Raw genomic sequence first — 24,209 nt, forward strand, 5'->3', positions numbered from 1 at the left:
GGCCGGGACAACGAAGGGGTCAGGCGGTGCCGCGGCCCAGTTCCCACAGCAGCAGGTCGGAGGAGGTGTTGAGCGCGTACTCGACTCCGTTGAGGTCGTCGCGGGCGGCGACGTACTGCTTGCCCTGCCACAGGGGCAGGACGGGGACGTCCTCGGCGACGATCTTCTGGATCTGCGCGTAGACGGGGCTGGCGGCGTTGCGGTCGGCCTGGCGGCGCGAGCGCGGGATGAGCTTCTCGCGGACGGTCTTGTTCACGTACGGGGTGTTCAGGAAGTTGTCGCTGTCCAGGAACGGCGCGATGTAGTTGTCCGGGTCCGGGTAGTCCGGGAACCAGCCGAGGCCGTAGACGGCGTAGTCGCCGCGCTTCTGGGCCGTGCGGAAGGTGGACCACTCGGCGCCCTTGACGGTGGCGTCGAAGAGCTCGCTGGCGACGAGCTGCTTCTTGAGCGCCTCGAACTCCTGGGCGGTCTCGGCGCCGTAGTGGTCGGTGGTGTAGTTGAGGGTCACCTTGACCGGGGTCTTGATGCCCGCGTCCTTGAGGATCTTGGCGGCGCGGTCGGTGTCGGGCTCGCCGTACTCGTCGAAGAAGGGGGTGGCGTGGCCGGTGATGCTGGAGGGGATCAGCGAGTAGAGCGGCTCGGCGGTGGGGCCGTACACGAGGTTCACGAGGGCGCCCCGGTCGACGACGGCCGCCATGGCCTGGCGCACGGCCTTCTCCTGGACGGAGGGGGCCTTGGTGTTGAAGCCGAGGTAGCGGATCTCCAGGCCGGGGACCTCGGTGACGCGGATGCCGTCCTTGGGCGTCTCGGTGAGGTCCTTGATCTGCTTCTGCGACAGGGAGCGGGCCATCATGTCGATGTCGTCGCTCTCCAGGGCCTTGCCCATGGCGTCGGCGTCGGCGTAGGGGCGCAGCTCGACCTTGTCGTTGCGCAGGGTGATGTCGCCCTTGTAGGCCGGGTTCTTGGTGAAGACGAAGCGGGTGGCCTTGTCGCCCTCGCGCTCGACCTTCAGGGTGTAGGGGCCCGAGCCGTCGACGTCGAAGCCGTCGCGGAGCTGGTCGGAGGCGTACTTGTCCTTGCTGAGGATGCCTGCGACGGGAGTGGAGAGCTTGTACGGGAAGGTCGCGTCGGGGGTCTTCAGGTGGAAGACGACCCCGTCGGTGCCCTGGGTCTCGACGGTGTCGATGTTCGAGAGGAGGGCGGCCGTGCCGTTGTCCGACTTGATCTTCAGGACGCGCTCGACGGAGTACTTGACGTCCTCGGCCGTGATGGGGGTGCCGTCGGCGAAGGTGAGGCCGGGGCGGAGCGTGCAGCGGTAGCTCTCGCTGGCCTTGTCGGAGAATCCGCAGCTCTGGGCGGCCTCGGGGACGGGCTCGCCGCCGCCGCGGGGCACGTGCAGCAGGGTCTGGACGGTCTGGCGCAGGATGTTCCAGGCGCCGGTGTCGTAGGCGTAGGCCGGGTCGAGCGGGGCCGGGGCGTCCTGCGTGGCGATGAACTGGTCCGTGGTGCCGACGGCGATCGCTCTGGCGTCCTCGGATCCACCGCAGGCGGCGAGCAGAGGGGCGAGCAGTCCGGCCACGGCCGGCAGCACCAGGGTCTTGCGGTTCATCAGGGACGATCTCCTCATCCGGCACTGGGGTACAGCGGTCAGTGGAACTCCGCCGCCGGCCGCCCGGTCGGGGCGGGAGCGATCGGGCCGGGTGTTGCGATCGGTCCTGTGTTCACGGCGACTTGGGTGTGCGCCGGGGCACGCGGTTATACGGCGAAGTACTCGCGAAAGATTAGTGGGCGGCGCCGCTATTGCCGGACCACGGGCGGCCGTGGGGGTAATCGCACAGTGATCATGAATGCGGCAGGCTCGATAGTCATGCGCCGGATGATGCGGACGGCCCTGAGCGAATCGGGACACATGGGAGCACCGAAAAGGCCCTTTTCGGTCACCGAACGAGGACAGGCCACCCTACGTCGGGCACTCTGGGTGACCAAGGTCACGTGGAGCGCCTTTCGGCGAATGGCCTGTCCGCTTTCCCGGCGCGATAGCGCATTCGGCCGGGGGAAAGCTCAGATAAAGCTCAGATTCCGGTGATCAGCGTGCGCAGGAAGGGCACGTCGACCTCTTCGAGGGACCGCACGACGACACGGCCCGGGGAGGGCGCGATCGGGGCGACGGAGGGCACCGCGACGACCCGGCAGCCGGCCGCCTCCGCGGCGGCGACACCGGTGGCGGTGTCCTCGATGACGGCGCAGAGCGTGGGGTCGGCCCCGACGCCCTGGGCGGCCGTCAGGTACGGCTCGGGGTGCGGCTTGGTGCGGACGACCTCGTCGCCGGCGACGGTGAGGGCGAAGCGGTCGCGGCCGAGCGAGGCGAGGATCCGGTCGATGATCCGCCGGTGCGAGGCCGAGACGAGGGCGGTGGGGATGGAGTGCTGGGCCAGTTCGGCGAGGAGCCGCTCGGCGCCCGGCATGAGGGGCACGCCCCGCTCGATGCGCTGCTCGAACTTCTCGTTGAGCAGGACGGTCAGCTCTTCGAGGGTGATGTCGGCGCCCGTGGACTCGATGAGGTAGCCCGCGCTGCGGGTCATCGGGCCGCCGACGACGATGTCCCGCCAGGCCTCGTCCAGCCGGTGCCCGAGGTCGGCGAAGACCTCCACCTCGGCGTCCCACCAGAACCCCTCCGTGTCGACGAGGGTCCCGTCCATGTCGAGGAAGACCGCCTGCAGGGCGGAGCTGCCGTTCGTACGGAACAGGGACGCGGGGACCGTACTGGTCATCCGGCACACCTCCATGGAGGGACGAGAAGGCCGGCCCCCTCCCCGGTACGGGGAGGAAGACCGGCCTGCACTGGACCGACAAGTGTACGTCGCGATCACCGGGAACGCGTGGATTTACGTCACGCGCCCGGCCGGCGGTCACCGTGCGTTGAAGTACTTCGCCTCGGGGTGGTGGATGACGATGGCGTCGGTGGACTGCTCGGGGTGGAGCTGGAACTCCTCGGAGAGGTGGACGCCGATGCGCTCCGGGCGGAGCAGGTCCGCGATCTTCGCGCGGTCCTCCAGGTCGGGGCAGGCGCCGTAGCCCAGCGAGAAGCGGGCGCCGCGGTACTTGAGCGCGAACATGTCCTCGACGTTCTCCGGGTCCTCGCCGCCGAAGCCGAGCTCGGCGCGGACACGGGCGTGCCAGTACTCGGCGAGGGCCTCGGCGAGCTGCACGGACAGGCCGTGGAGTTCCAGGTAGTCGCGGTAGGAGTCGGACTCGAAGAGCTTGGCCGTGGCCTCGCCGATCCTCGATCCGACGGTGACGACCTGGAGGCCGACGACGTCGGTCTCGCCGGACTCCTCCGGGCGGAAGAAGTCCGCGAGGCACAGGCGGCGGCCCCGGCGCTGGCGCGGGAAGGAGAAGCGGGTCCGCTCGTTGCCCTCCTCGTCCAGGATGATCAGGTCGTCGCCCTTGGAGACGCAGGGGAAGTAGCCGTGAACGACGGCCGCCTCCAGGAGGTTCTCGGTGTGGAGGCGCTCCAGCCAGCCGCGCAGCCGGGGCCGGCCCTCGGTGTCCACGAGCTCCTCGTACGCCGGTCCGTCGCCGGCCCGGTTCTGCTTGAGGCCCCACTGGCCCTTGAAGAGGGCGTCCTCGTCGAGCCAGGACGCGTAGTCCTTCAGCGGGATGCCCTTGACGACACGGGTGCCCCAGAAGGGCGGCGTCGGCACCGGGTTGTCGACGGCCACGTCCGACCGGCCGCCGGGCTCCGGCTCGTCCACCTCGAGCGCGGCGGTCGCCTTGGCGACCCGGCGCTGCTTGAGCTCGGGGAGAACGGCTCCCGGGACACCCCGCTTGACGCCGATGAGCGCGTCCATCAGACGCAGGCCCTCGAAGGCGTCGCGGGCGTAGCGGACCTCGCCCTGATAGATCTCGTGCAGGTCCTGCTCGACATACGCCCTGGTCAGGGCGGCGCCGCCGAGGATCACGGGATACTTGGCGGCCAGCTCGCGCTGGTTGAGCTCCTCCAGGTTCTCCTTCATGATCACCGTCGACTTCACCAGGAGGCCCGACATGCCGATGACGTCGGCGTCGTGCTCCTCGGCGGCCTCCAGGATCGCGGACACCGGCTGCTTGATCCCGATGTTGACGACGTTGTAGCCGTTGTTCGACAGGATGATGTCGACCAGGTTCTTGCCGATGTCATGGACGTCACCGCGGACGGTCGCCAGGACGATCGTGCCCTTGCCCTCCGCGTCCGACTTCTCCATGTGCGGCTCCAGATGGGCCACCGCCGTCTTCATGACCTCGGCGGACTGGAGCACGAACGGCAGCTGCATCTGACCCGAGCCGAACAGCTCACCGACCGTCTTCATCCCGTCCAGGAGCGTCTCGTTGACGATGTCCAGCGCCGCACGGCTCTCCAGCGCCTCGTCGAGGTCGGCCTCCAGACCGTTCTTCTCACCGTCCACGATCCGCCGCTTCAGACGCTCGGCCAGCGGCAGCGCGAGGAGCTCCTCGGTCTTGCCGGCCTTCATCGACTTCGTCGTGGCGCCCTCGAACAGGGCCATCAGCTTCTGCAGCGGGTCATAGCCCTCGGCCCGCCGGTCGTAGATCAGATCCAGCGCGGTGGTGACCTGCTCCTCGTCGAAACGCGCGATCGGCAGGATCTTCGACGCGTGCACGATCGCCGAGTCCAGACCCGCCTTCACACACTCGTCGAGGAAGACCGAGTTGAGCAGGATCCGGGCCGCCGGGTTCAGACCGAAGGAGATGTTCGACAGACCCAGCGTGGTCTGCACCTCCGGGTGGAGGCGCTTGAGCTCACGGATCGCCTCGATCGTGGCGATGCCGTCCTTCCGTGACTCCTCCTGACCCGTGCAGATCGTGAACGTCAGGGTGTCGATGAGGATGTCCGACTCGTGGATCCCCCAGTTGCCCGTCAGGTCCTCGATGAGCCGCTCGGCGATCGCGACCTTGTGCTCAGGGGTCCGGGCCTGGCCCTCCTCGTCGATCGTCAGAGCGATCAGAGCCGCACCGTGCTCCTGGGCCAGACGGGTGACCTTCGCGAACCGGGACTCCGGCCCGTCACCGTCCTCGTAGTTCACCGAGTTGATGACCGCCCGGCCGCCCAGCTTCTCCAGCCCGGCCCGCAGGACGTCCACCTCGGTGGAGTCGAGCACGATCGGCAGGGTGGAGGCCGTCGCGAAACGGCCCGCCAGCTCCGCCATGTCGGCGACGCCGTCCCGGCCCACGTAGTCCACGCACAGGTCGAGCATGTGCGCGCCCTCACGGATCTGGTCCCGCGCCATCTCGACGCAGTCGTCCCAGCGCGCCTCCAGCATGGCCTCACGGAACTTCTTCGAGCCGTTGGCGTTCGTCCGCTCGCCGATCGCCATGTAGGCGGTGTCCTGCCGGAACGGCACGGTCTGGTAGAGCGAGGCGGCGCCGGGCTCGGGGCGCGGGGAGCGCTCGGGGGGCGTGAGGCCCTGGACCCGCTCGACGACGTGGCGCAGGTGCTCGGGCGTCGAGCCGCAGCAGCCGCCGACCAGGGACAGGCCGTAGTCGCGGACGAAGTTCTCCTGCGCGTCGGCCATCTCGGACGCGGTGAGCGGGAAGTACGCACCGTCCTTGGTGAGCACGGGCAGGCCGGCGTTCGGCATGCACATGAGCGGCGTACGGGAGTGGCGGGCGAGGTAGCGCAGGTGCTCGCTCATCTCGGCCGGGCCGGTGGAGCAGTTCAGGCCGATCAGGTCGATGCCGAGGGGCTCCAGGGCGGTGAGCGCCGCGCCGATCTCGGAGCCGAGCAGCATGACGCCGGTGGTCTCGAAGGCGAGCGAACAGATCAGCGGCACGTCCACGCCCAGGGCGTCCATCGCGCGGCGCGCGCCGACGATGCTGGACTTGGTCTGCAGGAGGTCCTGGGTCGTCTCGACGATCAGGGCGTCGGCGCCGCCGGCGAGGAGGCCCTCGGCGTTCTGCTGGTAGCCGTCGCGCAGCACGTCGTACTGGATGTGGCCGAGCGAGGGGAGCTTGGTGCCGGGTCCGATGGAGCCGAGGACCCAGCGCTGACGGCCGTCCTTCGCGCCGAACTCGTCGGCGACCTCGCGGGCGATCCGGGCGCCCGCCTCGGAGAGCTCGAAGATCCGGTCGGCGATCTCGTACTCGCCCGCGGCCGAGTGGTTGGAGCCGAACGTGTTGGTCTCGACGCAGTCGACGCCGACCTCGAAGTACGCCTCGTGCACCGAACGGACGATGTCGGGCCGGGTGACGTTGAGGATCTCGTTGCATCCTTCGAGGTCCTGGAAGTCCTCGAGGGTGGGGTCCTGGGCCTGGAGCATGGTGCCCATGGCTCCGTCGGCGACGACGACTCGGCTTGCGAGTGCCTCGCGGAGGGCGGCGGCGCGGGTCCGGCTGTCAGCGGAAGGGGTCGGCGACGAGGCCATGGATGAGCTCCCTGGGATGCGACGGCTGTCGGCTTTGCACTCTCGGTGGAGGGTGCACGGGGCCAGCGTAACCGCGTGGGGGCCGGGGTGGACACGGCGTCCCACGGGCCGGACGGCATCCTGTGTGCGGGGACTCCCGGTCCTGCCCCTCCTTGGAAGACACTGTCTGGTGTGACGCAAGGTCGGCATCGACCGATAGTGTTCAGCATTGTCGAACAGCGTGAGAAGGGTGAGGGGCCGGGCGATGGCGAAGAACATCCAGTCGCTTGAAAGAGCGGCGGCCATGCTGCGACTGCTCGCGGGCGGCGAGCGCCGGCTCGGCCTGTCCGACATCGCGTCCTCGCTCGGACTCGCCAAGGGGACGGCCCACGGCATCCTGCGCACCCTCCAGGCGGAGGGCTTCGTGGAGCAGGACGCGGCCTCGGGCCGCTACCAGCTGGGCGCGGAGCTGCTGCGGCTCGGCAACAGCTATCTGGACGTGCACGAGCTGCGGGCGCGCGCCCTGGTGTGGACGGACGACCTGGCGCGGTCCAGCGGCGAGAGCGTGCACCTGGGGGTGCTGCACCAGAAGGGCGTACTGATCGTGCACCACGTCTTCCGGCCGGACGACAGCCGCCAGGTCCTGGAGGTGGGGGCCATGCAGCCCCTGCACTCCACGGCGCTCGGCAAGGTCCTCTCGGCGTACGACCCGGTGGCGCACAGCGAGGTGCTGGAGGTCGAGCGGGAGGCGTTCACGCCCCGGACGACCACGGAGCTCGTCGACTTCGAGTCGCTGCTCGACATGACGCGGGCCCGGGGCTGGGCGGCGGACGTGGAGGAGACCTGGGAGGGCGTGGCGTCGGTGGCGGCGCCGATCCACGACCGGCGGCGGATGCCGGTGGGCGCGGTGGCGGTCACGGGCGCCGTGGAGCGGGTGTGTCCGGCCGGGGAGCTGCGCCCCGAGCTGGTGGCCGCGGTGCGGGACTGCGCCCGCGCCGTCTCCCGCGACCTGGGGGCCGGCCGCTTCTGACCCGCCCGTGCGCGGCGGCCCCGGCCGTCCTCCGCACAGAACCGAACCCGCCGGTAACGATCGCGTTATCGGCGGGTTTTTCACTTCCCAGACCCTTGACGTGCTGTTAACCCGAGGGCAAAACTTCCGTTCATCGGTCGGCATTGTCGAACACCTAACGGCAATACACGCTAGAGTGTGGCAGTGCCAAGGGCCGGCAACGCCCTCACACGAGGGCGCGGACCACCGGAGGGACCCGGGGTTCGCCTTCCCCTGGACGAAGGACAAAGGAGTCGCGGGTGTCCAGCTCCGACATCTTCCTCGGCGAGACCATCGGTACCGCCGTTCTCATTCTGCTCGGCGGCGGTGTGTGCGCCGCCGTCACGCTCAAGAGCTCCAAGGCCCGCAACGCGGGCTGGCTCGCGATCACCTTCGGGTGGGGCTTCGCCGTCATGACGGCGGTCTACATGACCGCTTCCCTCTCGGGCGCCCATCTGAACCCCGCCGTCACGGTCGGAATCGCGATCAAGGACGGCGAGTGGGGCAACGTCCCCATCTACATCGCCGGCCAGATGCTCGGCGCGATGATCGGCGCGGCGTTGGTCTGGGTGGCCTACTACGGCCAGTTCCAGGCCCACCTCACGGACCCGGAGACCGTCGGCGAGAAGCCGATCGAGGGCCCCGGCCCGGTGCTCGGCGTCTTCTCCACGGGCCCCGAGATCCGTAACACCTGGCAGAACCTGGCCACCGAGATCATCGGCACCGTCGTGCTGGTCCTGGCCGTGCTCACCCAGGGCCTCAACGACAGCGGCAAGGGTCTCGGCGTCATCGGCGCCCTGATCACCGCGTTCGTCGTGGTCTCCATCGGCCTCTCGCTCGGCGGCCCGACCGGTTACGCCATCAACCCGGCGCGTGACCTCGGCCCGCGCATCGTGCACGCCCTGCTCCCGCTGCCGAACAAGGGCGGCTCCGACTGGAGCTACGCCTGGATCCCGGTCGCCGGTCCGCTGATCGGTGGCGCCATCGCCGCGGGTATCTACAACATCGCGTTCGCCTGAGCCGTCCTTCTTCCAGACTTCCCTTGGAGCACACCGTGACCGACGCTCACACCTCCGGCCCGTTCATCGCGGCCATCGACCAGGGCACCACCTCCTCGCGCTGCATCGTCTTCGACAAGGACGGCCGGATCGTCTCGGTCGACCAGAAGGAGCACGAGCAGATCTTCCCGAAGCCGGGCTGGGTCGAGCACGACGCCGCCGAGATCTGGGCCAACGTCCAGGAGGTCGTCACCGGCGCCCTGGAGAAGGCGGAGATCACCGCCGCCGACGTCAAGGCCATCGGCATCACCAACCAGCGCGAGACCACGCTGCTCTGGGACAAGAACACCGGTGAGCCCGTCCACAACGCCCTCGTCTGGCAGGACACCCGCACCGACTCGCTCTGCAAGGAGCTCGGCCGCAACGTCGGCCAGGACCGCTTCCGCCGCGAGACCGGCCTGCCGCTCGCGAGCTACTTCTCCGGCCCGAAGGTCCGCTGGCTGCTCGACAACGTCGAGGGCCTGCGCGAGCGCGCCGAGCGCGGCGACATCCTCTTCGGCACCATGGACTCCTGGGTCATCTGGAACCTCACGGGCGGCGTCGACGGCGGCCACCACGTCACCGACGTCACCAACGCCTCCCGCACCATGCTGATGAACCTCCACACCATGGGCTGGGACGACAAGATCCTGCAGTCGATGGAGATCCCGGCCGCCGTGCTGCCGGAGATCCGCTCCTCCGCCGAGGTGTACGGCACGGTCAAGGGCGGCATCCTCGACGGCGTCCCGGTCGCCTCCGCGCTCGGCGACCAGCAGGCCGCCCTGTTCGGCCAGACGTGTTTCGCCGAGGGCGAGGCCAAGTCCACGTACGGCACCGGCACCTTCATGCTGATGAACACCGGCGACAAGATCATCAACTCCTACAGCGGCCTGCTGACCACGGTCGGCTACCAGATCGGCGACGCGAAGCCGGTCTACGCCCTGGAGGGCTCGATCGCCGTCACCGGTTCGCTGGTGCAGTGGATGCGCGACCAGATGGGCCTGATCAAGTCCGCCGCCGAGATCGAGACCCTCGCGTCCTCGGTCGAGGACAACGGCGGCGCCTACTTCGTGCCGGCCTTCTCCGGCCTGTTCGCCCCGTACTGGCGCTCCGACGCGCGCGGTGTCATCGCCGGCCTCACCCGGTACGTCACCAAGGCGCACATCGCCCGCGCCGTCCTGGAGGCCACCGCCTGGCAGACCCGCGAGATCACCGACGCCATGACGAAGGACTCCGGCGTCGAGCTGACCGCGCTCAAGGTCGACGGCGGCATGACCTCCAACAACCTGCTGATGCAGACCCTCTCGGACTTCCTGGACGCGCCCGTCGTGCGTCCGATGGTCGCCGAGACCACCTGCCTCGGCGCCGCCTACGCCGCCGGTCTGGCCGTCGGCTTCTGGCCGGACACCGACGCGCTGCGCGCCAACTGGCGCCGGGCGGCGGAATGGACCCCTCGCATGGACGCCGACAAGCGTGATCGCGAGTACAAGAGCTGGCTCAAGGCCGTGGAACGCTCCATGGGCTGGCTCGAAGACGGATCTGACGAGGAGTAATACGACATGACCACCCTGCAGAGCGTCCCTGCCCTCGGGACGCACCCGGCTGCCGGTTCCCTGCCGAGCCGCGCCGAGACCCGGGAACAGCTTTCCAAGGCGACGTACGACCTCCTGGTGATCGGAGGCGGCATCCTGGGCATCTCCACCGCCTGGCACGCCGCGCAGTCGGGTCTGCGGGTGGCCCTGGTGGACGCCGGCGACTTCGCCGGCGCCACCTCCTCCGCCTCCTCCAAGCTCCTCCACGGCGGCCTGCGCTACCTGCAGACCGGCGCGGTGAAGCTGGTCGCGGAGAACCACTTCGAGCGGCGTGCGGTCTCGCGCCAGGTGGCACCGCACCTCGCCAACCCGCTCACCTTCTACCTGCCCGTCTACAAGGGCGGCCCGCACGGCGCGGCCAAGCTCGGCGCCGGTGTCTTCGCGTACAGCGCCCTCTCGGCGTTCGGCGACGGCGTCGGCCACCTGCTCTCCCCCGCCAAGGCCGCGCAGGACGTGCCGGAGCTGCGCACCGACAACCTGAAGGCCGTCGCCGTCTACGGCGACGACCAGATGAACGACGCCCGCATGGCGCTGATGACGGTCCGCGCCGCCGTCGACGCCGGTGCCACCGTCCTCAACCACGCCGAGGTCACCGGCCTGCGCTTCACCCGCGGCCGGGTCACCGGAGCGGAGCTGAAGGACCGCACCAGCGGCGACGAGTTCGGCGTGAGCGCCCGCCTCGTGCTCAACGCCACCGGCCCGTGGGTCGACCACCTGCGCAAGATGGAGGACCCCAACGCGGCCCCCTCCATCCGCCTCTCCAAGGGCGCGCACCTGGTCCTCAAGCGGACGTCGCCGTGGAAGGCCGCCCTGGCCACCCCGATCGACAAGTACCGCATCACCTTCGCCCTCCCCTGGGAGGACATGCTGCTCCTCGGCACCACCGACGAGGAGTACGAGGGCGACCCCGGCCAGGTCGAGGTCACCGAGAAGGACACCGCCCAGATCCTGGACGAGGCCGCCTTCTCCATCCGCGACCAGCAGCTCTCGCGCGACCTGATCACGTACTCGTTCGCCGGCCTCCGGGTGCTCCCCGGCGGCCCCGGCGACACCTCCAAGGCCAAGCGCGAGACGGTCGTCACCGAGGGCCGCGGCGGCATGCTGTCCGTGGCCGGCGGCAAGTGGACGACCTTCCGCCACATCGGCCGCACGGTGATGAAGAAGCTGGAGCAGCTCCCCGGCCACCCGCTCGGCGAGGACTACGAGCCGGTGTCCACGCTGCCGAAGCGGCTGCCGCTGCCCGGCATAGCCAACCCGAACGCGGTCGCCCACCGGCTGCTCGTCGACGGTCCGGCGCCCGGCCCCCGGATGGCCGCCGACACCGCCAAGCACCTCGCCACCCACTACGGCTCGCTCTCCTTCGACATCGCCCGGATGGCGAACGAGAACCCGGAGCTGGCCCGCCGGATCCACCCGGACGCGCCGGAGATCTGGGCCCAGGTCGCCTACGCCCGCGACCACGAGTGGGCCGAGACGGCGGACGACGTGCTGCGCCGCCGTACGACGCTGACCATCCGCGGTCTCGCGACGGACGAGATCCGCGCCGGGGTCGAGTCGATGCTGCGCAAGTAGTTCCCGCACGCAACTCCCGTGCGCACAGGGGCGGTTCCTCTTCGAGGGGCCGCCCCTCGCGCGTGCCACGCGCCGTCCACACGCCCGCAACACTCGGCGCGCAGAGTGGAGACATGAAGTTTCAGGTGCTCTCGATCGTCCACCACTCCCCGCACCCGCTCACCGGCGAACTGCTGTCCGCCGCCGACCGGCTGGAGCAGGTCGTCACGCTCGGCGAGACCGCCGAACGGCTCGGCTTCGACGCGTACGCGGTCGGCGAGCGGCACGCGGGTGCGTTCCTCTCCTCCTCCCCGACCGTGCTGCTCGCCGCGCTGGCCGCCCGCACCAGCCGGATCAGGCTGCTCACCGGAGTCACCGTGGTCGCGATCCTCGACCCCGTCCGGGTCGCCGAGGACTACGCGACGCTCGACCAGCTCTCCCGCGGGCGGCTCGAACTGGTCGTCGGCAAGGGCGCGGAGGCCGGCCACTTCGACCTCTTCGGCCTGGACGAGGAGCGGCAGTGGGACCTCCAGAAGGAGAAGTACGAGCTGCTCCGCCGCCTCTGGACGGAGGAGGGCGTCGACTGGGAGGGCGAGTTCCGGCCCGCGCTGAAGAACGTGACCACGGTCCCGCGGCCCTACGCCGGTGCGCCCCGGATCTGGCACGGCTCGGCCACCAGCCTCAACTCCCCCGAGCTCGCGGCGAAGCACGGCGATCCGCTGTTCACCGCGAACGCGATCCAGCCGCGCGAGGCGTACGCGAGGCTGATCGCCCACTACCGCGAGAAGTTCGAGGAGTACGGGCACGATCCGGCCCACGCGCGCGTGGCGGCCGGTTCCGGCGGGCTGCTGATCGCGGACACCCCCGAGCAGGCGGTCGGCCGGTACAAGGAGCTGTACGAGGCGAAGGTGCGGCAGAGCTTCAAGCCGCACCTGGAGGGCAGGGCCGGGTACAACACGCCGTTCCGCACGATCGAGGACGCGATCGCCGACGGCCCCCAGCTGATCGGTTCGCCGCAGCAGATCGTCGACAAGATCCTCGGCTACCACGAGCACTACGGGCACGACCTCCAGTCGATCACGGTCGACACCTTCGGCCAGTCGACCGCCGAGCAGCAGGAGACGCTCCAGCGCTTCGCCGAGGAGATCGCGCCGGTGGTCCGGAGGGAGGCGCCGAGCACGCTGTGGGAGGAGTGACTCCGCCGTGTGCGGAGGCGAGTTCCTGGGTAGTCGATCAAGGCCGCACGGGTTTTCGGGGATGTCCGGGGACTGCGGGCGGCCCGCCGGAAAGCCGTAAGGTGGGGCCGTACGACAGGAACTTCGAATAAGGAGGCGCTGGGTGATCGAGCTCGAGGGGGTACCCGAGCTGATCGACCCGGTCATGGTGGCAGCGTTCGAGGGCTGGAACGACGCCGGCGACGCCGCCTCCACCGCGGTCGCCCATCTCGACCGGGAATGGAAGGGCGAGGTCTTCGCGGCGCTCGACGCCGAGGACTACTACGACTTCCAGGTCAACCGCCCCACGGTCTTCCTGGACAACGGGGTCAGAAAGATCACCTGGCCGACGACCCGGCTCTCGGTGGTCCGGGTCGGCGGCGACAAGCCCCGCGACCTGGTGCTCGTGCGCGGGATCGAGCCCTCGATGCGCTGGCGCTCCTTCTGCAACGAGCTGCTCGCCTTCGCGCACGAGCTGGGCGTGGAGATGGTGGTGATCCTCGGCGCGCTGCTCGGGGACACCCCGCACACCCGGCCGGTCCCGGTCAGCGGGGTCACCTCCGATCCGGACCTGGCGCGGACGATGGACCTGGAGGAGACGCGGTACGAGGGCCCGACGGGCATCGTGGGCATCCTCCAGGAGGCGTGCACGCACGCGGGCGTGCCGGCGGTGAGCCTGTGGGCGGCGGTGCCGCACTACGTGTCGCAGCCGCCGAACCCGAAGGCGACGCTGGCGCTGCTCAACCGGCTGGAGGACCTGATCGGGCTGCGCATCCCGCTGGGCGAACTGCCCGAGGACGCGCGGGCCTGGCAGCTGGGCGTGGACCAGCTGGCCGCCGAGGACAGCGAGGTCGCCGAGTACGTGCAGACCCTGGAGGAGGCGCGGGACACCGCGGAGCTGCCGGAGGCCTCGGGCGAGGCGATCGCCCGCGAGTTCGAGCGGTATCTGCGGCGGCGCGAGCCGGGCACGGGTCCTGGCCCGGGTCCGGGGCTGGCGACGGAGGGCGGTGACACGGCGTTCCTGCGGGACCCGGGGAGCGGCCGGACGCGCCCGCCGAAGCGTGAGCAGCCGACCCCGGAGACGGGCCCCGAGACGGGCCCCGAGACGACCCCGGAGACGGGTCCCGAGGCGGCCCCGGGGACGGACGTCGCCGACGGAGACGTCTCCGAGGGACCGGTCGAGCCGACGTCCGGGGATCCCGGCGGCGGATCCGCCGGTGCGGCCTCCGACGCGGCCGACGGCGGACCCGAGGGCTCCGGCGGCGAATCGCCCGACGGGGCCGGCGAGGACGCCGGCGAGGGCGGGGCCGGGAAGTAGCGGCCCCGGGAGCGAAACGGAACGGGAGGGGTGCCCGAGGGCGCCCCTCCCGTTCGTGCGTCAGGCGCAGCCGAACCGGGCCGCCGCCCAGTCGCCGTGGTCGCCGCTCTTCGACCCGTTGGTGTCCGTGATCCGGAGCCGGAGGTGCCGGGCGCCGGTCACGTCGACGTTCACGGGCAGGGTCGCCGAGGCCCCGGTCAGCCGGGGCGAGGTCCACAGGACCCGGCCGTCCGCCTCGACGGAGAAGGCCACGTCGCCGTAGCCGTTGATCTCGTCGTCGATGCCGACGTCGGCGGTGAAGGTGGTGCAGCGGCCGCCGAGGTAGACCTCGATGTCGGAGTCGGCGTGGGCGCCGATGCCCTTGTCGTAGGTCTTCCCGGCCAGGGTCAGCGCACGGCCGTCGGCGGCGCCGGACTCGCCGTTGGAGCGGTCGCGTTCCGGCGGTCCCCAGCCGTTGGTGGCGCGCAGCCAGGTGAGGTCGCTCGCCCAGGCGTCGGCGGTGGGCGCCGGGGGCATCACGCCGACCGCGAACCGCTGGACGGCGGTGCGGTCGGTGCCCGCGGCGCGGTGCCGGACGGTCGCCGTGAGGGTGGTGTCGCCGGTCTTCGCGTCGGCCGCCGGGGTGACGGCGACCTCGACCCGGCGGGTGGTGCCGGCCGGGACGCGGGCGATCGGGGCGGCCGGGGTGACCTGCCAGCCGGCGGGGGCGTCGAGGGAGACCCGTACGTCGGTGGCGTCCCGGGTGCCCGCCGTGACGTCCACGGCGACGGTGCCGGGGGTGCCGGCGCCGAGCTCCTGCCCGGTGGGGGCGGCGAGGACGGCGGAGGCGCCGGGGACGGCCCCGCCGACGGCGCTGGTGTCGGTCAGGCGCAGTTCGAAGGCGCGGTCGGTGGAACGGGCGGTGGTCTTGATCTGGACCACTCCCCCGCGGTCGTCGCGGTCGTACCACCAGCCCTCGGAGGCCGCGTCGAGGGCGGCGCGGGAGGTGCGGGCGGGCAGATTGCGCCCGTCGAGCTTCACCGTGCCGGGCGCGTCGCCGGTGTGGACGGTGAAGGCGTACGGCCGGGCGGCGGGCTTGCCGGTGTACGAGCCGGTGCTGGCGCCGACGCGGACGGTGACGTCGCCGGGGCCGGACCGCGGGGCGCGGACCTCGGCGCGCTGGGTGGCGTACTTCCCGGTGCGGTGCTCGCGGGTGACGCCGTCGTCCTCGTACAGGTCGAAGGAGGAGCTGCCCTGCGGGTAGACGTCCCAGGCGATCGGGTCGCCCGGGGCGCGGTCCTGGTAGGAGCGGACGGAGCCCGGCCACATGGGGACGGTGGCCCCGGCCCGTACGAACAGGGGCAGGGTGTCGAGCGGGGCGCTGTAGTCGTCGACGGTGACGGGGCCCTGGTAGGTGCGGCCGCTCCAGTAGTCGATCCAGGTGCCCTCGGGGAGGTAGATGCCGTCGCGCTCGACGGCGTCCTGGTAGACGGGGGCGACGAGGAAGTCCTCGCCGCTGAGGAACTCGTACTTCGCGGCGTCGCTCGCGGCCTTCGGGTCGCCGGGGTATTCGAGGGCGAGCGGCCGGGCGAGGCCGACGCCGGTCTCGGTGGCCCGGTGGGCGTGGCTGTAGATGTACGGGAGGAGGGCCTCGTGGAGCTTGAGCGAGGCGCGGTTGATCGTGGTGTAGGGCTCGCCGTAGCGGAAGGGCTGCTTGTCGTTCGCGGCCCAGCCGTCCATGGTCATGGTGACGGGCAGGAAGGTCTTCCACTGGAGGTCGCGGGTGTACGTCTTGGCGCTGCCGCCGAAGATGCCGTCGACGTCACCGGTGGTGTAGGCGAGTCCGGACATGGACGCGCCCGCGTAGGTGGGGATCTGCCAGCGGATGTACTCCCAGCTGCCGGACTGGTCGCCGGACCACTGGACGCCGCAGCGCTGGGCGCCGGACCAGCTCTCGGGGGCCCAGGTGAAGCCGCGGGCGTCGCTGTTGGCCTCGATGCCGGCGTGGGCGTCCTTGCAGCCGTCGAGGGCGAACTTGTAGCCCTCGCCGACCCAGGCGACGTCGAGCTTGGCGACGCGCTGGCCGGCCTTGACCTGGTCGGCGAGCTTGTCGATGCCGTCCTCGGTCCACAGGCCGAGCTTCATCTTGCGGTCGGCGAGTCCCGCGGAGGTCTCGGGGAGGTTCTCGTAGCCGCAGCCGTAGCCGTCGTTGACGAGCATCCAGCCGTTCGGCATGTCGTTCTCGACGTAGCCGTCGGCGACGTCCAGGGCGTCGAGGGTGTGGCGCTCGCCGCGGTTGGCGTTGTGGAGGTAGCAGTCGGAGTCGCCTATCTCCAGGCCATACACGGGCGGCATGAAGGGCTTGCCGGTGAGCTTCGTGTACTGGCCGATGACGTCCTTGAGGGCGTCCTTGCCGTCGCCGGCGAAGTAGTAGGCGTCGAAGCGCTGTTCCTTCGCGCTGGTGGTGACGGGCTCGGTGAAGGCGTAGGTGTTGGGCGCGTAGGTGTTGCGGTAGACGCCGTATCCGGCGGAGGAGAGGTAGAAGGGGACGGAGTTGGGGTGGCCGCCGTCGTTCCAGTTGTAGTCGACGCCGACCTCGACGGTCTTGCCGCGGTGGGAGGTGTTGCCGCGGCCGTTCTGCATGCCGGCGCCGTAGAACTGCTCGTCGGCGCCGCGGGCGAGGGTCTGGACGGTGCGGTCCTGGTTCCAGGTGAGGCCCTGGGTCTCGGTCCAGAGGGTGGTGCCGTCGGCGCGTACGGCCGAGAAGCGCAGCGGTGACTTGGTGGCGCGCAGGGTCACCTTGGCGGTGGCGAGTTCGTAGCGGTCGCCGAGGTCGCGCCAGCGGGTGGCCGGGGGCTGTCCCTGGGGGAGGGTGATGTCGGTGCCGGTGGGGTCGGTGAACTTGCCGTCGGGGGCGAGTTCGATGCGGAAGGTGTCGGCGGTGACGAAGGAGACGCGGGCTTCCGTGTGGCCGGCGGTCAGCCGGTAGACGGGCCCGTCGGCGGCGAATCCGGTGACGTCGCCGACGGTGGTGTCGGACGGGGCGGCCGACGCGGTGGAGCCGGGTCCCGCGAGGGCCGCGAGGAGCCCGAGGACGGCTCCGGCGAGTGCAACTTTCATGCGTGATGATGATTGCATGGAGGTTGTTTAGCGCAGGAACGAGCATCACCGCCAGGACAAAACGGAACCGCCCTCGGACTTCGACGAGAAGTCCGAGGGCGGTTGCCTGAAAGCGTGTTGCGCGGTCCTGCTCGTTACAGGGCCACACCGAGCAGTGCGTCGACGGCGCGGGAGACGAGACCGGGAGCGGAGTCGTCCTCGCCGCCCTCGGCCGTCTGGAGCGCGGCCCAGCGGTCGACCGCGGCGAGCGCGGTGGGCGTGTCGAGGTCGTCGGAGAGCGCCTCGCGGAGCTCCTCGACGAGCGCGTCGGCCGACGGGCCGTCGGGGCGCGAGACGGCGGCGCGCCACCGGCCGAGCCGTGCCACGGCCGTCTCCAGGACCCGGTCGGTCCACTCCCAGTCGTCCCGGTAGCGGTGCGAGAGCAGCGCGAGCCGGATGGCGGCCGGGTCGACGCCGTCGCGACGGAGCTGGGAGACGAAGACCAGGTTGCCCTTGGACTTCGACATCTTCTCGCCGTGCAGGGCGACCATGCCGGCGTGGACGTACGCCTTGGCCATGGGGAACTCGCCGGTGAGGGCCTGGGCGTGGGAGGCGCCCATCTCGTGGTGCGGGAAGATCAGGTCGGAGCCGCCGCCCTGCACGTCGAAGCCCATGCCCAGGTGGTCCAGGGCGATGGCGACGCACTCGATGTGCCAGCCGGGGCGGCCGGCGCCGAGGCTGCCGCCGTCCCAGCTCGGCTCGCCCTCGCGGGCGGCCATCCAGAGCATCGGGTCGAGCGGGTTCTTCTTGCCCGGACGGTCCGGGTCGCCGCCGCGCTCGGCGGACAGGTGGCGCATCAGCTCGGTGTCGTAGTGCGAGACCTGGCCGAAGTGCGGGTCGGCCTCGACGGAGAAGTAGATGTCGCCGTCGAGCTCGTAGGCGGCGCCGGAGTCCCGGAGGCGCTCGACGAGCGGGACGATGCCCGGTATGGCCTCGACCGCGCCGATGTAGTGCTGCGGGGGCAGCATCCGCAGGGCGGTCATGTCCTCGCGGAAGAGCGCGGTCTCGCGCTCGGCGAGGCCGACCCAGTCGATGCCGTCGCGGATCGCGCGCTCCAGGAGCGGATCGTCCACGTCCGTCACGTTCTGGACGTAGTGCACCTGCCGCTTCGTGTCGAGCCACACGCGCTGAACGAGGTCGAACGCGTTGTAGGTCGCCGCGTGACCCATGTGGGTCGCGTCGTACGGCGTGATGCCGCAGACGTAGATACGGGCGACGGGGCCGGGGGCGAGGGTGACTCGTCCGCCGGTCGCGGTGTCGTGGATCCGGAGGTCGCGGCCCTTGCCGGGAAGGGCGGGGACCTCAGAAGCGGGCCAGGCATGCATGACCCGAGCGTAACCGGACAGGTGTTCCGGATACGAACCGGATCCGGGATCTTGACCGATTAGGCGCTCTTGCGGGTCGGAGGCGTGCGTGCATACCCCCCAGGGGTGCTCACCCCTTCCGGGCCCCTGACCGAAACTTTTCGGTCGGGGATCAGACCGGCGGCCAGGGGATCGAGGGCCACTGTCCCGAGGGCTCCGGGTGCCGTCCGGTGGCCCGCAGCGCCTCCACACGGGCGCGTACGGCCGCGACCTCGGCGCCCGTCAGGAGTTCCGCCAGACGGGTGGCGAGCGGCGCCCCCGGGGTCAGGGAGCGGTCGAGCGAGGTCAGCACGGCGGCCGCCTCCGCGGGCAGCTCCTCGCCCGCCCAGCCCCACAGCAGGGTCCGCAGCTTGTCCTCGACGTGGAAGGTCACCCCGTGGTCGATGCCGTAGAGCCGGCCGCCCGGGGCCGGCAGCAGATGCCCGCCCTTGCGGTCGCCGTTGTTGATGACGGCGTCCAGGACGGCGAGCCGGCGCAGCTCGGGGGTGTCCGCGTGGACGAGGAGCGCGGTGCGGTCCTCGTCGATCTGCGCGGGCCCCACGGCCTTCCAGCCCTCGCCCGCCTCCTCGTCCTCGGTGAGCGCCAGGAGCCGCGCCCCGGGGTCGGCCTCGATCCACAGCTGGACCATGCCCTCCCCGTACGGACCGTCGCGGAGCACCGTCGGCGGGACCAGGCCCCAGCCGGTGGCCTCGGAGATCTCGTACGCGGCGACCTCGCGCTGGGCGAGGGTGCCGTCGGGGAAGTCCCACAGGGGCTGTTCCCCCGCGACCGGCTTGTAGACGCAGGCCGCTTCCCGGCCCTCGTGGGCGACGGAGCAGTACAGCACGGCGTTGGAGGCCTCGCGGACCCGGCCGCGCACGGTCAGCTCACCGCGCGCGAGCAGCTCCGTGTCGCGCGCGCTCTCGGGGCTGGTCATGCTCCGCGGCGGTATCCGTTCTGGCGCGGGCAGACGTGCCCCTCGGGGTCGAGCGGCAGGCTGCACAGCGGGCAGGGCGGCCGGCCGGCGTTGACGACGTCCAGGGCCCGCTTGGCGAACGCCCGCGCCTGGGCCCCGCTGAGGCGGACCCGGAGCATCGGCGGGCCGTTCTCCTCGTCCTGGAGCAGCCGCTCCTCGGCCTCGGCGAGGTCCTCCTCGGAGTCCGCGTCGAGCTCGACGAGCGCCTGCGCCTCGACGATCATGCGCTGCTCCTCGCCGTCCCAGGCGAGGGCCATGGTCCCGACCCGGAACTCCTCCTCGACGGGCGCGTCGAGGGGCGCGGTGTCCGCGATCTCGGCGGGCGCGACGGCGGGCACCGGCGCGTTGCCCCCGGTGCGGCGGACGACCTCGTCGAGGAGTTCGTCGATGCGCTCGGCGAGGGCCGCGACCTGGGTCTTCTCCAGGGCGACGCTGGTGACCCGGCCGCCGGCGGACGCCTGGAGGAAGAACGTACGGCGGCCAGGCAGCCCGACCGTGCCGGCCACGAAACGCTCCGGTGGGTCGTAGAGGAACACCTGACGGGACACGTTCCCGGCTCCCTTGAGTCTCGACAGTCGTACTACAGCGGCGCGTCCACCCTACTGCGCGTGGGGATCACGGTGCGCCCGCACCACCACCGACCTCCGCCGTCCCACTGCCACCGGGGTGCTCCCGGGGGGCGAACCCGGCGAAGTCCCCCGTGTCGCCGAGGCGGAGGAGGAAGGGACGCAGGCGCGTGTAGCGGATCGCGGTGACCGAGCAGGGGTCGACGTGGATGCGCTGGAAGAGGTCGAGGTGGAGCCCGAGGGCGTCGGCGACGATCGCCTTCACGATGTCGCCGTGGGAGCACATGAGGTAGGTGGCGTCCTCGCCGTGCTCGGCCTCGACGCGGGCGTTCCAGTCGCGTACGGCCTCGACGGCCCGGTTCTGCATGGCGCGCATGGACTCGCCGCCGGGGAAGGCGGCGGCGGAGGCGTGCCCCTGGACGACCTCCATCAGCGGTTCGTCGCCCAGCTCGGCCAGCTTGCGGCCGGACCAGTCGCCGTAGTCGCACTCGTTGATCCGGTCCTCGACGTGGAGCGGGAGCCCGGGGCGGGCGTCCAGGAGCGGCCGCAGGGTCTCCCGGCAGCGCTGGAGGGGGCTGGTGACGACGGCGGCGAGCGGGACGTCCGCGAGGCGCCCGGGGAGCGCGGCGGCCTGGGCCGCCCCGCGCTCGTCGAGCGCGATCCCGGGCGTGCGCCCGGCGAGGACCCCGGAGGTGTTGGCTGTGGAGCGTCCGTGCCGGACGAGGATGAGGGTGGCCATGCGGGCCAGCCTAGGCTGCCGCACGCGTGCGTAACGGGGGCGTTCGGGGGAGAATGCGCGGCGTGATCGTCGACTCTGCCATCTACCGGGACGGGCGCCGTACGGACGGACCCGCCGACCTCTCCGACGCCCTGGAGGAGGCGCGGGCGACGGGCGACGCCTTTCTCTGGGTGGGGCTGCACGAGCCCTCGGAGGCGGAGTTCGCCCATGTCGCCTCGGAGTTCGCGCTGCACCCGCTCGCCGTCGAGGACGCTTTGAAGGCCCATCAGCGGCCCAAGCTGGAGATCTACGACGACTCGCTGTTCGTGGTGCTCAAGCCGGTCGTGTACGAGCCGGAGAGCGACCGGGTCTCCTCGGGCGAGCTGATGGTGTTCATGGGCGACTCGTTCGTCGTGACGGTCCGGCACGGCGAGGGCGCTCCCCTGGCGGAGGTCCGCCGGCGCCTGGAGGCCGAGCGGGAGGTCCTGAAGCACGGGCCGACGGCGGTGCTCTACGCGGTGAGCGACGCGATCGTGGACCACTACCTGGACGTGGCGGGCGAGCTCCAGGTCGACCTGGAGGAGCTGGAGGCGGACGTCTTCGCGCCGAGCGGCGGCAATCCGGCCAACACCGCGGAGCGGATCTACACGGCGAAGAGGCAGGTTCTGGAGTTCCGGCGGGCGAGCGGTCCGCTGGCCGGGCCGATGGCCCGGCTGACGGCCGGTTCCGTGCCGTTCGTGAACGAGCGCGCGCAGCCCTTCTTCCGTGACGTCAACGACCATCTGCTGCGGTCCAACGAGCAGGTGGAGGGCCTCGACCGGCTCCTGTCCGACGTGCTGTCGGCCCACCTCGCCCAGATGGGGGTCCGGCAGAACGACGACATGCGGAAGATCTCGGCGTGGGCGGCCATGGCCGCGGTCCCGACGATGGTCGCGGGGATCTACGGGATGAACTTCGACCACATGCCGGAGCTGCACTGGGAGGGCTCCTACCCGGTGGTGATCGTGGTGATGGCGGGCATCGTCGTGGCGCTGTACCGGTTGTTCAAGCGGCGCGGCTGGATGTGAGGACCGGCCGCCCGCCCCGTGCTCAGAAGGCGGGGGCGGGGGTCGCGGGGCCGCCGAGGGCGTCGAGGCGCTCGGGCATCCGCAGGCCGACCATCTTGTGCCAGCCGGCGGCGCGCTCGTACGCGTACGTGGCGTGGATCCCGGCGGCGAGGACGGCCGCCTTGGGCTTCGGCCAGTTCAGGATGCGGCCCATGTGCCGCATCACGGCGAGGCTGACGTCGCGGTAGACCTGGATCTCGGCGAGGGCGGACTCGCGCAGGGTCCGCTGGATGAGCCGGCCGTGTCCCAGGCGGGCGAGCCGGAGCAGTTCCTCGTGGCAGTAGGCGAGGTGGTTCGCCTCGTCGTTGTCGATCATGTGGATGGCCTTGCCCAGTTCCGGGTGGTCCCCGAAGTACGTGACGAGCATGTCCATCTGGTCGGCGGCGCGCTGCTCGGTGACCCTGCTGTGCGCGAGGTAGACGATGACGTCCTGCTCGGTGAGCGGGCGGTCGGCGCGGAGCTTGTCGTGCGCGAGTCCGATGCCGCGGCGCTCGAGGAGCATCGTGTAGTCGGTGTCGGGGGGCACGGGGAGGGGTTCGAGGCCGCGTTTCCTCATCAACGCGTTGAAGATCCGGCCGTGCTTGTCCTCGTCGGCGCCGTGCCGGGTGATCTTGGGCGCGAGGGAGCGCATGCCGGGTGCGACGAGGGCCGCGATCCGGGCGTTCTCCCAGCCGCCCTGGGACTCGCCGCTCGCGGCGATGGAGCAGAAGAGCCGGAAGGACTCGTCGTTGTCGATGATTTCCTGGAACAGGCCCTTGGCCGTGAGCATCGCCGCCACCTCCGTGCGGACGTACGCACTCCGGTACGTCCGGGGAGAACGAGTCAAGTCCGGTCCCGGGCGGCGGGCAACAGGAGGGCCGGACGGCTCGGCCGAAAGAGTGAGCCCCTGGGCGTAACCGGTGGCCCGGTGGAGCGTTGTGCTGCATGACGGCCGTGGCGGGGAAGACCCCGAGCCCCCACCACGGCCGCAGGTTTCCGGCCCAGGGCCTGTCGTCACCTTCCCGTCGTCGCCCGAAGGGCAGACGGGAAGGTGACGACCGGCCCTAGAGTCCGGCGCGCTCCATCGCTTCCACGCCCGCCCGCAGGGCCGCCACCCGCTCGTCCAGGGTGAAGCCGGCCGGGGCGAGGGTGAGGGTGGTGACCCCGGCCTCCGCGTAGGCCGTCATCCGCTCGGCGATGCGCTCGACGGAGCCGAGCAGCGTGGTCTGGTCGATCAGGGAGTGCGGGACGGCGGCCGCGGCCCCGGCCTTGTCCCCGGCCAGGTACTTGTCCTGGATCTCGGCGGCCTCCTTCTCGTACCCCATGCGCTGGGCGAGCTGGTTGTAGAAGTTCTGCTTGCGGCTGCCCATGCCGCCGACGTACAGCGCGGTGTACGGGCGGAACACGTCGGCGAGCGCGTTCACGTCGTCGCCCAGGGCGAGCGGCAGGGTGGGACAGACGTCGAAGCCGTCCATGGTCAGGCCGGCCTTCTCGCGGCCCGCCCGCAGGTGCCGCAGCGCGGTCTCCTCCAGGTGGTCGGCGGAGGGGAAGATCAGCAGGGCGCCGTCGGCGATCTCGCCGGTCTGCTCCAGGTTCTTCGGCCCGATCGCGGCGATGTAGAGCGGGATGTGCTCGCGCTGCGGGTGGACGGTGAGCTTGATGGGCTTCCCGGGGCCGCCGGGGAGCGGCAGGGTCCAGTGCTCGCCGTCGTAGCTGAGCCGCTCCCGGGTCATGGCCCTGCGGACGATCTCGACGTACTCGCGCGTCCGGGCGAGCGGCTTGTCGAACTTCACGCCGTACCAGCCCTCGGAGACCTGCGGTCCCGAGACGCCGAGGCCGAGGCGGAAGCGGCCGCCGGTGAGCGAGTCGAGGGTGGCGGCCGTCATCGCCGTCATCGCCGGCTGACGGGCCGGGATCTGCATGATCGCGGAGCCGACGTCGATCCGCTCGGTCTTCGCCGCGACCCACGCGAGGACGGTGGGGGCGTCCGAGCCGTAGGCCTCCGCGGCCCAGCAGACGTCGTAGCCGAGGCGGTCAGCCTCCTGGGCGACGGCGAGGTTGTCGCCGTCCATGCCGGCGCCCCAGTAGCCGAGGTTGATGCCGAGCCGCATTCCACGCACCCCTTACCCATCGGTAACGTCACTTGGGGCGGACTCTAGCGCGCACGTGGGCCATCCGTCAGGACGCGGTTGTCCACAGGCTCTCTCCGCGTGGTGCCCTGGCCA

The 24,209-nt window shown here is 71.1% G+C and carries 17 protein-coding genes; 7 read left to right on the forward strand and 10 right to left on the reverse strand.

Features of this window, described 5'->3' with window-relative positions:
• Positions 1-19 precede the first annotated feature (19 nt).
• The 3 genes from ACN9MM_RS08480 to metH all read right to left on the reverse strand — a co-directional run bounded on the left by ACN9MM_RS08480 (position 20) and on the right by metH (position 6,419).
• Positions 20-1,609: an ABC transporter substrate-binding protein gene (locus ACN9MM_RS08480; RefSeq protein WP_426363040.1), complete on the reverse strand. Its 1,590-nt coding sequence runs from the start codon at positions 1,607-1,609 to the stop codon at positions 20-22.
• A 463-nt stretch (positions 1,610-2,072) separates the two neighbouring features.
• Complete coding sequence (locus tag ACN9MM_RS08485) at positions 2,073-2,771, reverse strand: HAD family hydrolase (protein ID WP_382861120.1); 699 nt, start codon at positions 2,769-2,771, stop codon at positions 2,073-2,075.
• Between the two features lie 138 nt (positions 2,772-2,909).
• Entirely contained in the window at positions 2,910-6,419 is a 3,510-nt protein-coding gene (gene metH, locus ACN9MM_RS08490; protein WP_426363041.1) for a methionine synthase, read from the reverse strand.
• A 244-nt stretch (positions 6,420-6,663) separates the two neighbouring features.
• Between metH and ACN9MM_RS08495 the strand changes: the two genes are divergently transcribed.
• The 6 genes from ACN9MM_RS08495 (at position 6,664) to ACN9MM_RS08520 (ending at position 14,158) form a co-directional block, all read left to right on the forward strand.
• Positions 6,664-7,428: an IclR family transcriptional regulator gene (locus tag ACN9MM_RS08495; protein WP_426363042.1), complete on the forward strand. Its 765-nt coding sequence runs from the start codon at positions 6,664-6,666 to the stop codon at positions 7,426-7,428.
• A gap of 278 nt (positions 7,429-7,706) precedes the next feature.
• Positions 7,707-8,465 (forward strand): MIP/aquaporin family protein, encoded by a 759-nt coding sequence (locus ACN9MM_RS08500; RefSeq protein WP_426363043.1) that lies wholly within the window; start codon positions 7,707-7,709, stop codon positions 8,463-8,465.
• A gap of 35 nt (positions 8,466-8,500) precedes the next feature.
• Entirely contained in the window at positions 8,501-10,036 is a 1,536-nt protein-coding gene (gene glpK / locus ACN9MM_RS08505) for a glycerol kinase GlpK (protein ID WP_426363044.1), read from the forward strand.
• A 6-nt stretch (positions 10,037-10,042) separates the two neighbouring features.
• Positions 10,043-11,647: an FAD-dependent oxidoreductase gene (locus ACN9MM_RS08510; RefSeq protein ID WP_426363045.1), complete on the forward strand. Its 1,605-nt coding sequence runs from the start codon at positions 10,043-10,045 to the stop codon at positions 11,645-11,647.
• A gap of 113 nt (positions 11,648-11,760) precedes the next feature.
• Positions 11,761-12,822: an LLM class flavin-dependent oxidoreductase gene (locus ACN9MM_RS08515; RefSeq protein ID WP_426363046.1), complete on the forward strand. Its 1,062-nt coding sequence runs from the start codon at positions 11,761-11,763 to the stop codon at positions 12,820-12,822.
• A gap of 142 nt (positions 12,823-12,964) precedes the next feature.
• The gene (locus tag ACN9MM_RS08520; RefSeq protein WP_426363047.1) at positions 12,965-14,158 is read left to right on the forward strand and encodes a PAC2 family protein; all 1,194 of its coding nucleotides are present in this window, start codon (positions 12,965-12,967) and stop codon (positions 14,156-14,158) included.
• 60 nt (positions 14,159-14,218) lie between these two features.
• On the opposite strand, the gene ACN9MM_RS08525 is transcribed toward ACN9MM_RS08520, so the two are convergent.
• The 5 genes from ACN9MM_RS08525 to ACN9MM_RS08545 all read right to left on the reverse strand — a co-directional run bounded on the left by ACN9MM_RS08525 (position 14,219) and on the right by ACN9MM_RS08545 (position 20,920).
• Entirely contained in the window at positions 14,219-17,275 is a 3,057-nt protein-coding gene (locus ACN9MM_RS08525; protein ID WP_426363048.1) for an NPCBM/NEW2 domain-containing protein, read from the reverse strand.
• A gap of 116 nt (positions 17,276-17,391) precedes the next feature.
• Complete coding sequence (mshC, locus tag ACN9MM_RS08530; protein WP_426363049.1) at positions 17,392-18,621, reverse strand: cysteine--1-D-myo-inosityl 2-amino-2-deoxy-alpha-D-glucopyranoside ligase; 1,230 nt, start codon at positions 18,619-18,621, stop codon at positions 17,392-17,394.
• A 151-nt stretch (positions 18,622-18,772) separates the two neighbouring features.
• A complete protein-coding gene (locus tag ACN9MM_RS08535; RefSeq protein ID WP_426368700.1) occupies positions 18,773-19,609 on the reverse strand; it encodes an SCO1664 family protein in 837 nt (278 codons plus the stop codon).
• Positions 19,573-20,163 (reverse strand): DUF3090 domain-containing protein, encoded by a 591-nt coding sequence (locus ACN9MM_RS08540; RefSeq protein ID WP_352020577.1) that lies wholly within the window; start codon positions 20,161-20,163, stop codon positions 19,573-19,575. Before ACN9MM_RS08540 ends, ACN9MM_RS08535 begins: the two co-directional genes overlap by 37 nt.
• A gap of 67 nt (positions 20,164-20,230) precedes the next feature.
• Positions 20,231-20,920, reverse strand: coding sequence for a histidine phosphatase family protein (locus ACN9MM_RS08545; protein WP_426363050.1), 690 nt, complete (start codon positions 20,918-20,920; stop codon positions 20,231-20,233).
• A gap of 53 nt (positions 20,921-20,973) precedes the next feature.
• On the opposite strand from ACN9MM_RS08545, the gene ACN9MM_RS08550 reads away from it, so the two are divergent.
• Positions 20,974-21,966, forward strand: coding sequence for a magnesium and cobalt transport protein CorA (locus ACN9MM_RS08550; RefSeq protein ID WP_426363051.1), 993 nt, complete (start codon positions 20,974-20,976; stop codon positions 21,964-21,966).
• A 22-nt stretch (positions 21,967-21,988) separates the two neighbouring features.
• Here ACN9MM_RS08550 and ACN9MM_RS08555 read toward each other — a convergent pair whose 3' ends face one another.
• Both ACN9MM_RS08555 and ACN9MM_RS08560 read right to left on the reverse strand, forming a co-directional pair.
• Positions 21,989-22,774, reverse strand: a complete 786-nt coding sequence (locus ACN9MM_RS08555) for a ferritin-like domain-containing protein (RefSeq protein WP_426363052.1) — start codon at positions 22,772-22,774, stop codon at positions 21,989-21,991.
• 274 nt (positions 22,775-23,048) lie between these two features.
• Positions 23,049-24,095 carry an LLM class F420-dependent oxidoreductase gene (locus ACN9MM_RS08560; RefSeq protein ID WP_426363053.1) on the reverse strand — a complete coding sequence of 349 codons (1,047 nt, stop codon included), beginning with the start codon at positions 24,093-24,095 and terminating at the stop codon, positions 23,049-23,051.
• Between the last annotated feature and the right edge of the window lie 114 nt (positions 24,096-24,209).

The sequence above is a fragment of the Streptomyces sp. E-08 genome, from assembly GCF_049913095.1.
Lineage (GTDB): Bacteria > Actinomycetota > Actinomycetes > Streptomycetales > Streptomycetaceae > Streptomyces.

Excerpts from the sequence above, each read along its gene's own strand:
- ACN9MM_RS08480 (WP_426363040.1), bottom strand. The coding sequence starts at position 1,609 with ATGAACCGCAAGACCCTGGTGCTGCCGGCCGTGGCCGGACTGCTCGCC.
- ACN9MM_RS08485 (WP_382861120.1), bottom strand. The coding sequence starts at position 2,771 with ATGACCAGTACGGTCCCCGCGTCCCTGTTCCGTACGAACGGCAGCTCC.
- metH (WP_426363041.1), bottom strand. The coding sequence starts at position 6,419 with ATGGCCTCGTCGCCGACCCCTTCCGCTGACAGCCGGACCCGCGCCGCC.
- ACN9MM_RS08495 (WP_426363042.1), top strand. The coding sequence starts at position 6,664 with ATGGCGAAGAACATCCAGTCGCTTGAAAGAGCGGCGGCCATGCTGCGA.
- ACN9MM_RS08510 (WP_426363045.1), top strand. The coding sequence starts at position 10,043 with ATGACCACCCTGCAGAGCGTCCCTGCCCTCGGGACGCACCCGGCTGCC.
- ACN9MM_RS08515 (WP_426363046.1), top strand. The coding sequence starts at position 11,761 with ATGAAGTTTCAGGTGCTCTCGATCGTCCACCACTCCCCGCACCCGCTC.
- ACN9MM_RS08525 (WP_426363048.1), bottom strand. The coding sequence starts at position 17,275 with ATGCAATCATCATCACGCATGAAAGTTGCACTCGCCGGAGCCGTCCTC.
- mshC (WP_426363049.1), bottom strand. The coding sequence starts at position 18,621 with ATGCATGCCTGGCCCGCTTCTGAGGTCCCCGCCCTTCCCGGCAAGGGC.
- ACN9MM_RS08545 (WP_426363050.1), bottom strand. The coding sequence starts at position 20,920 with ATGGCCACCCTCATCCTCGTCCGGCACGGACGCTCCACAGCCAACACC.
- ACN9MM_RS08550 (WP_426363051.1), top strand. The coding sequence starts at position 20,974 with ATGCGCGGCGTGATCGTCGACTCTGCCATCTACCGGGACGGGCGCCGT.
- ACN9MM_RS08555 (WP_426363052.1), bottom strand. The coding sequence starts at position 22,774 with ATGCTCACGGCCAAGGGCCTGTTCCAGGAAATCATCGACAACGACGAG.
- ACN9MM_RS08560 (WP_426363053.1), bottom strand. The coding sequence starts at position 24,095 with ATGCGGCTCGGCATCAACCTCGGCTACTGGGGCGCCGGCATGGACGGC.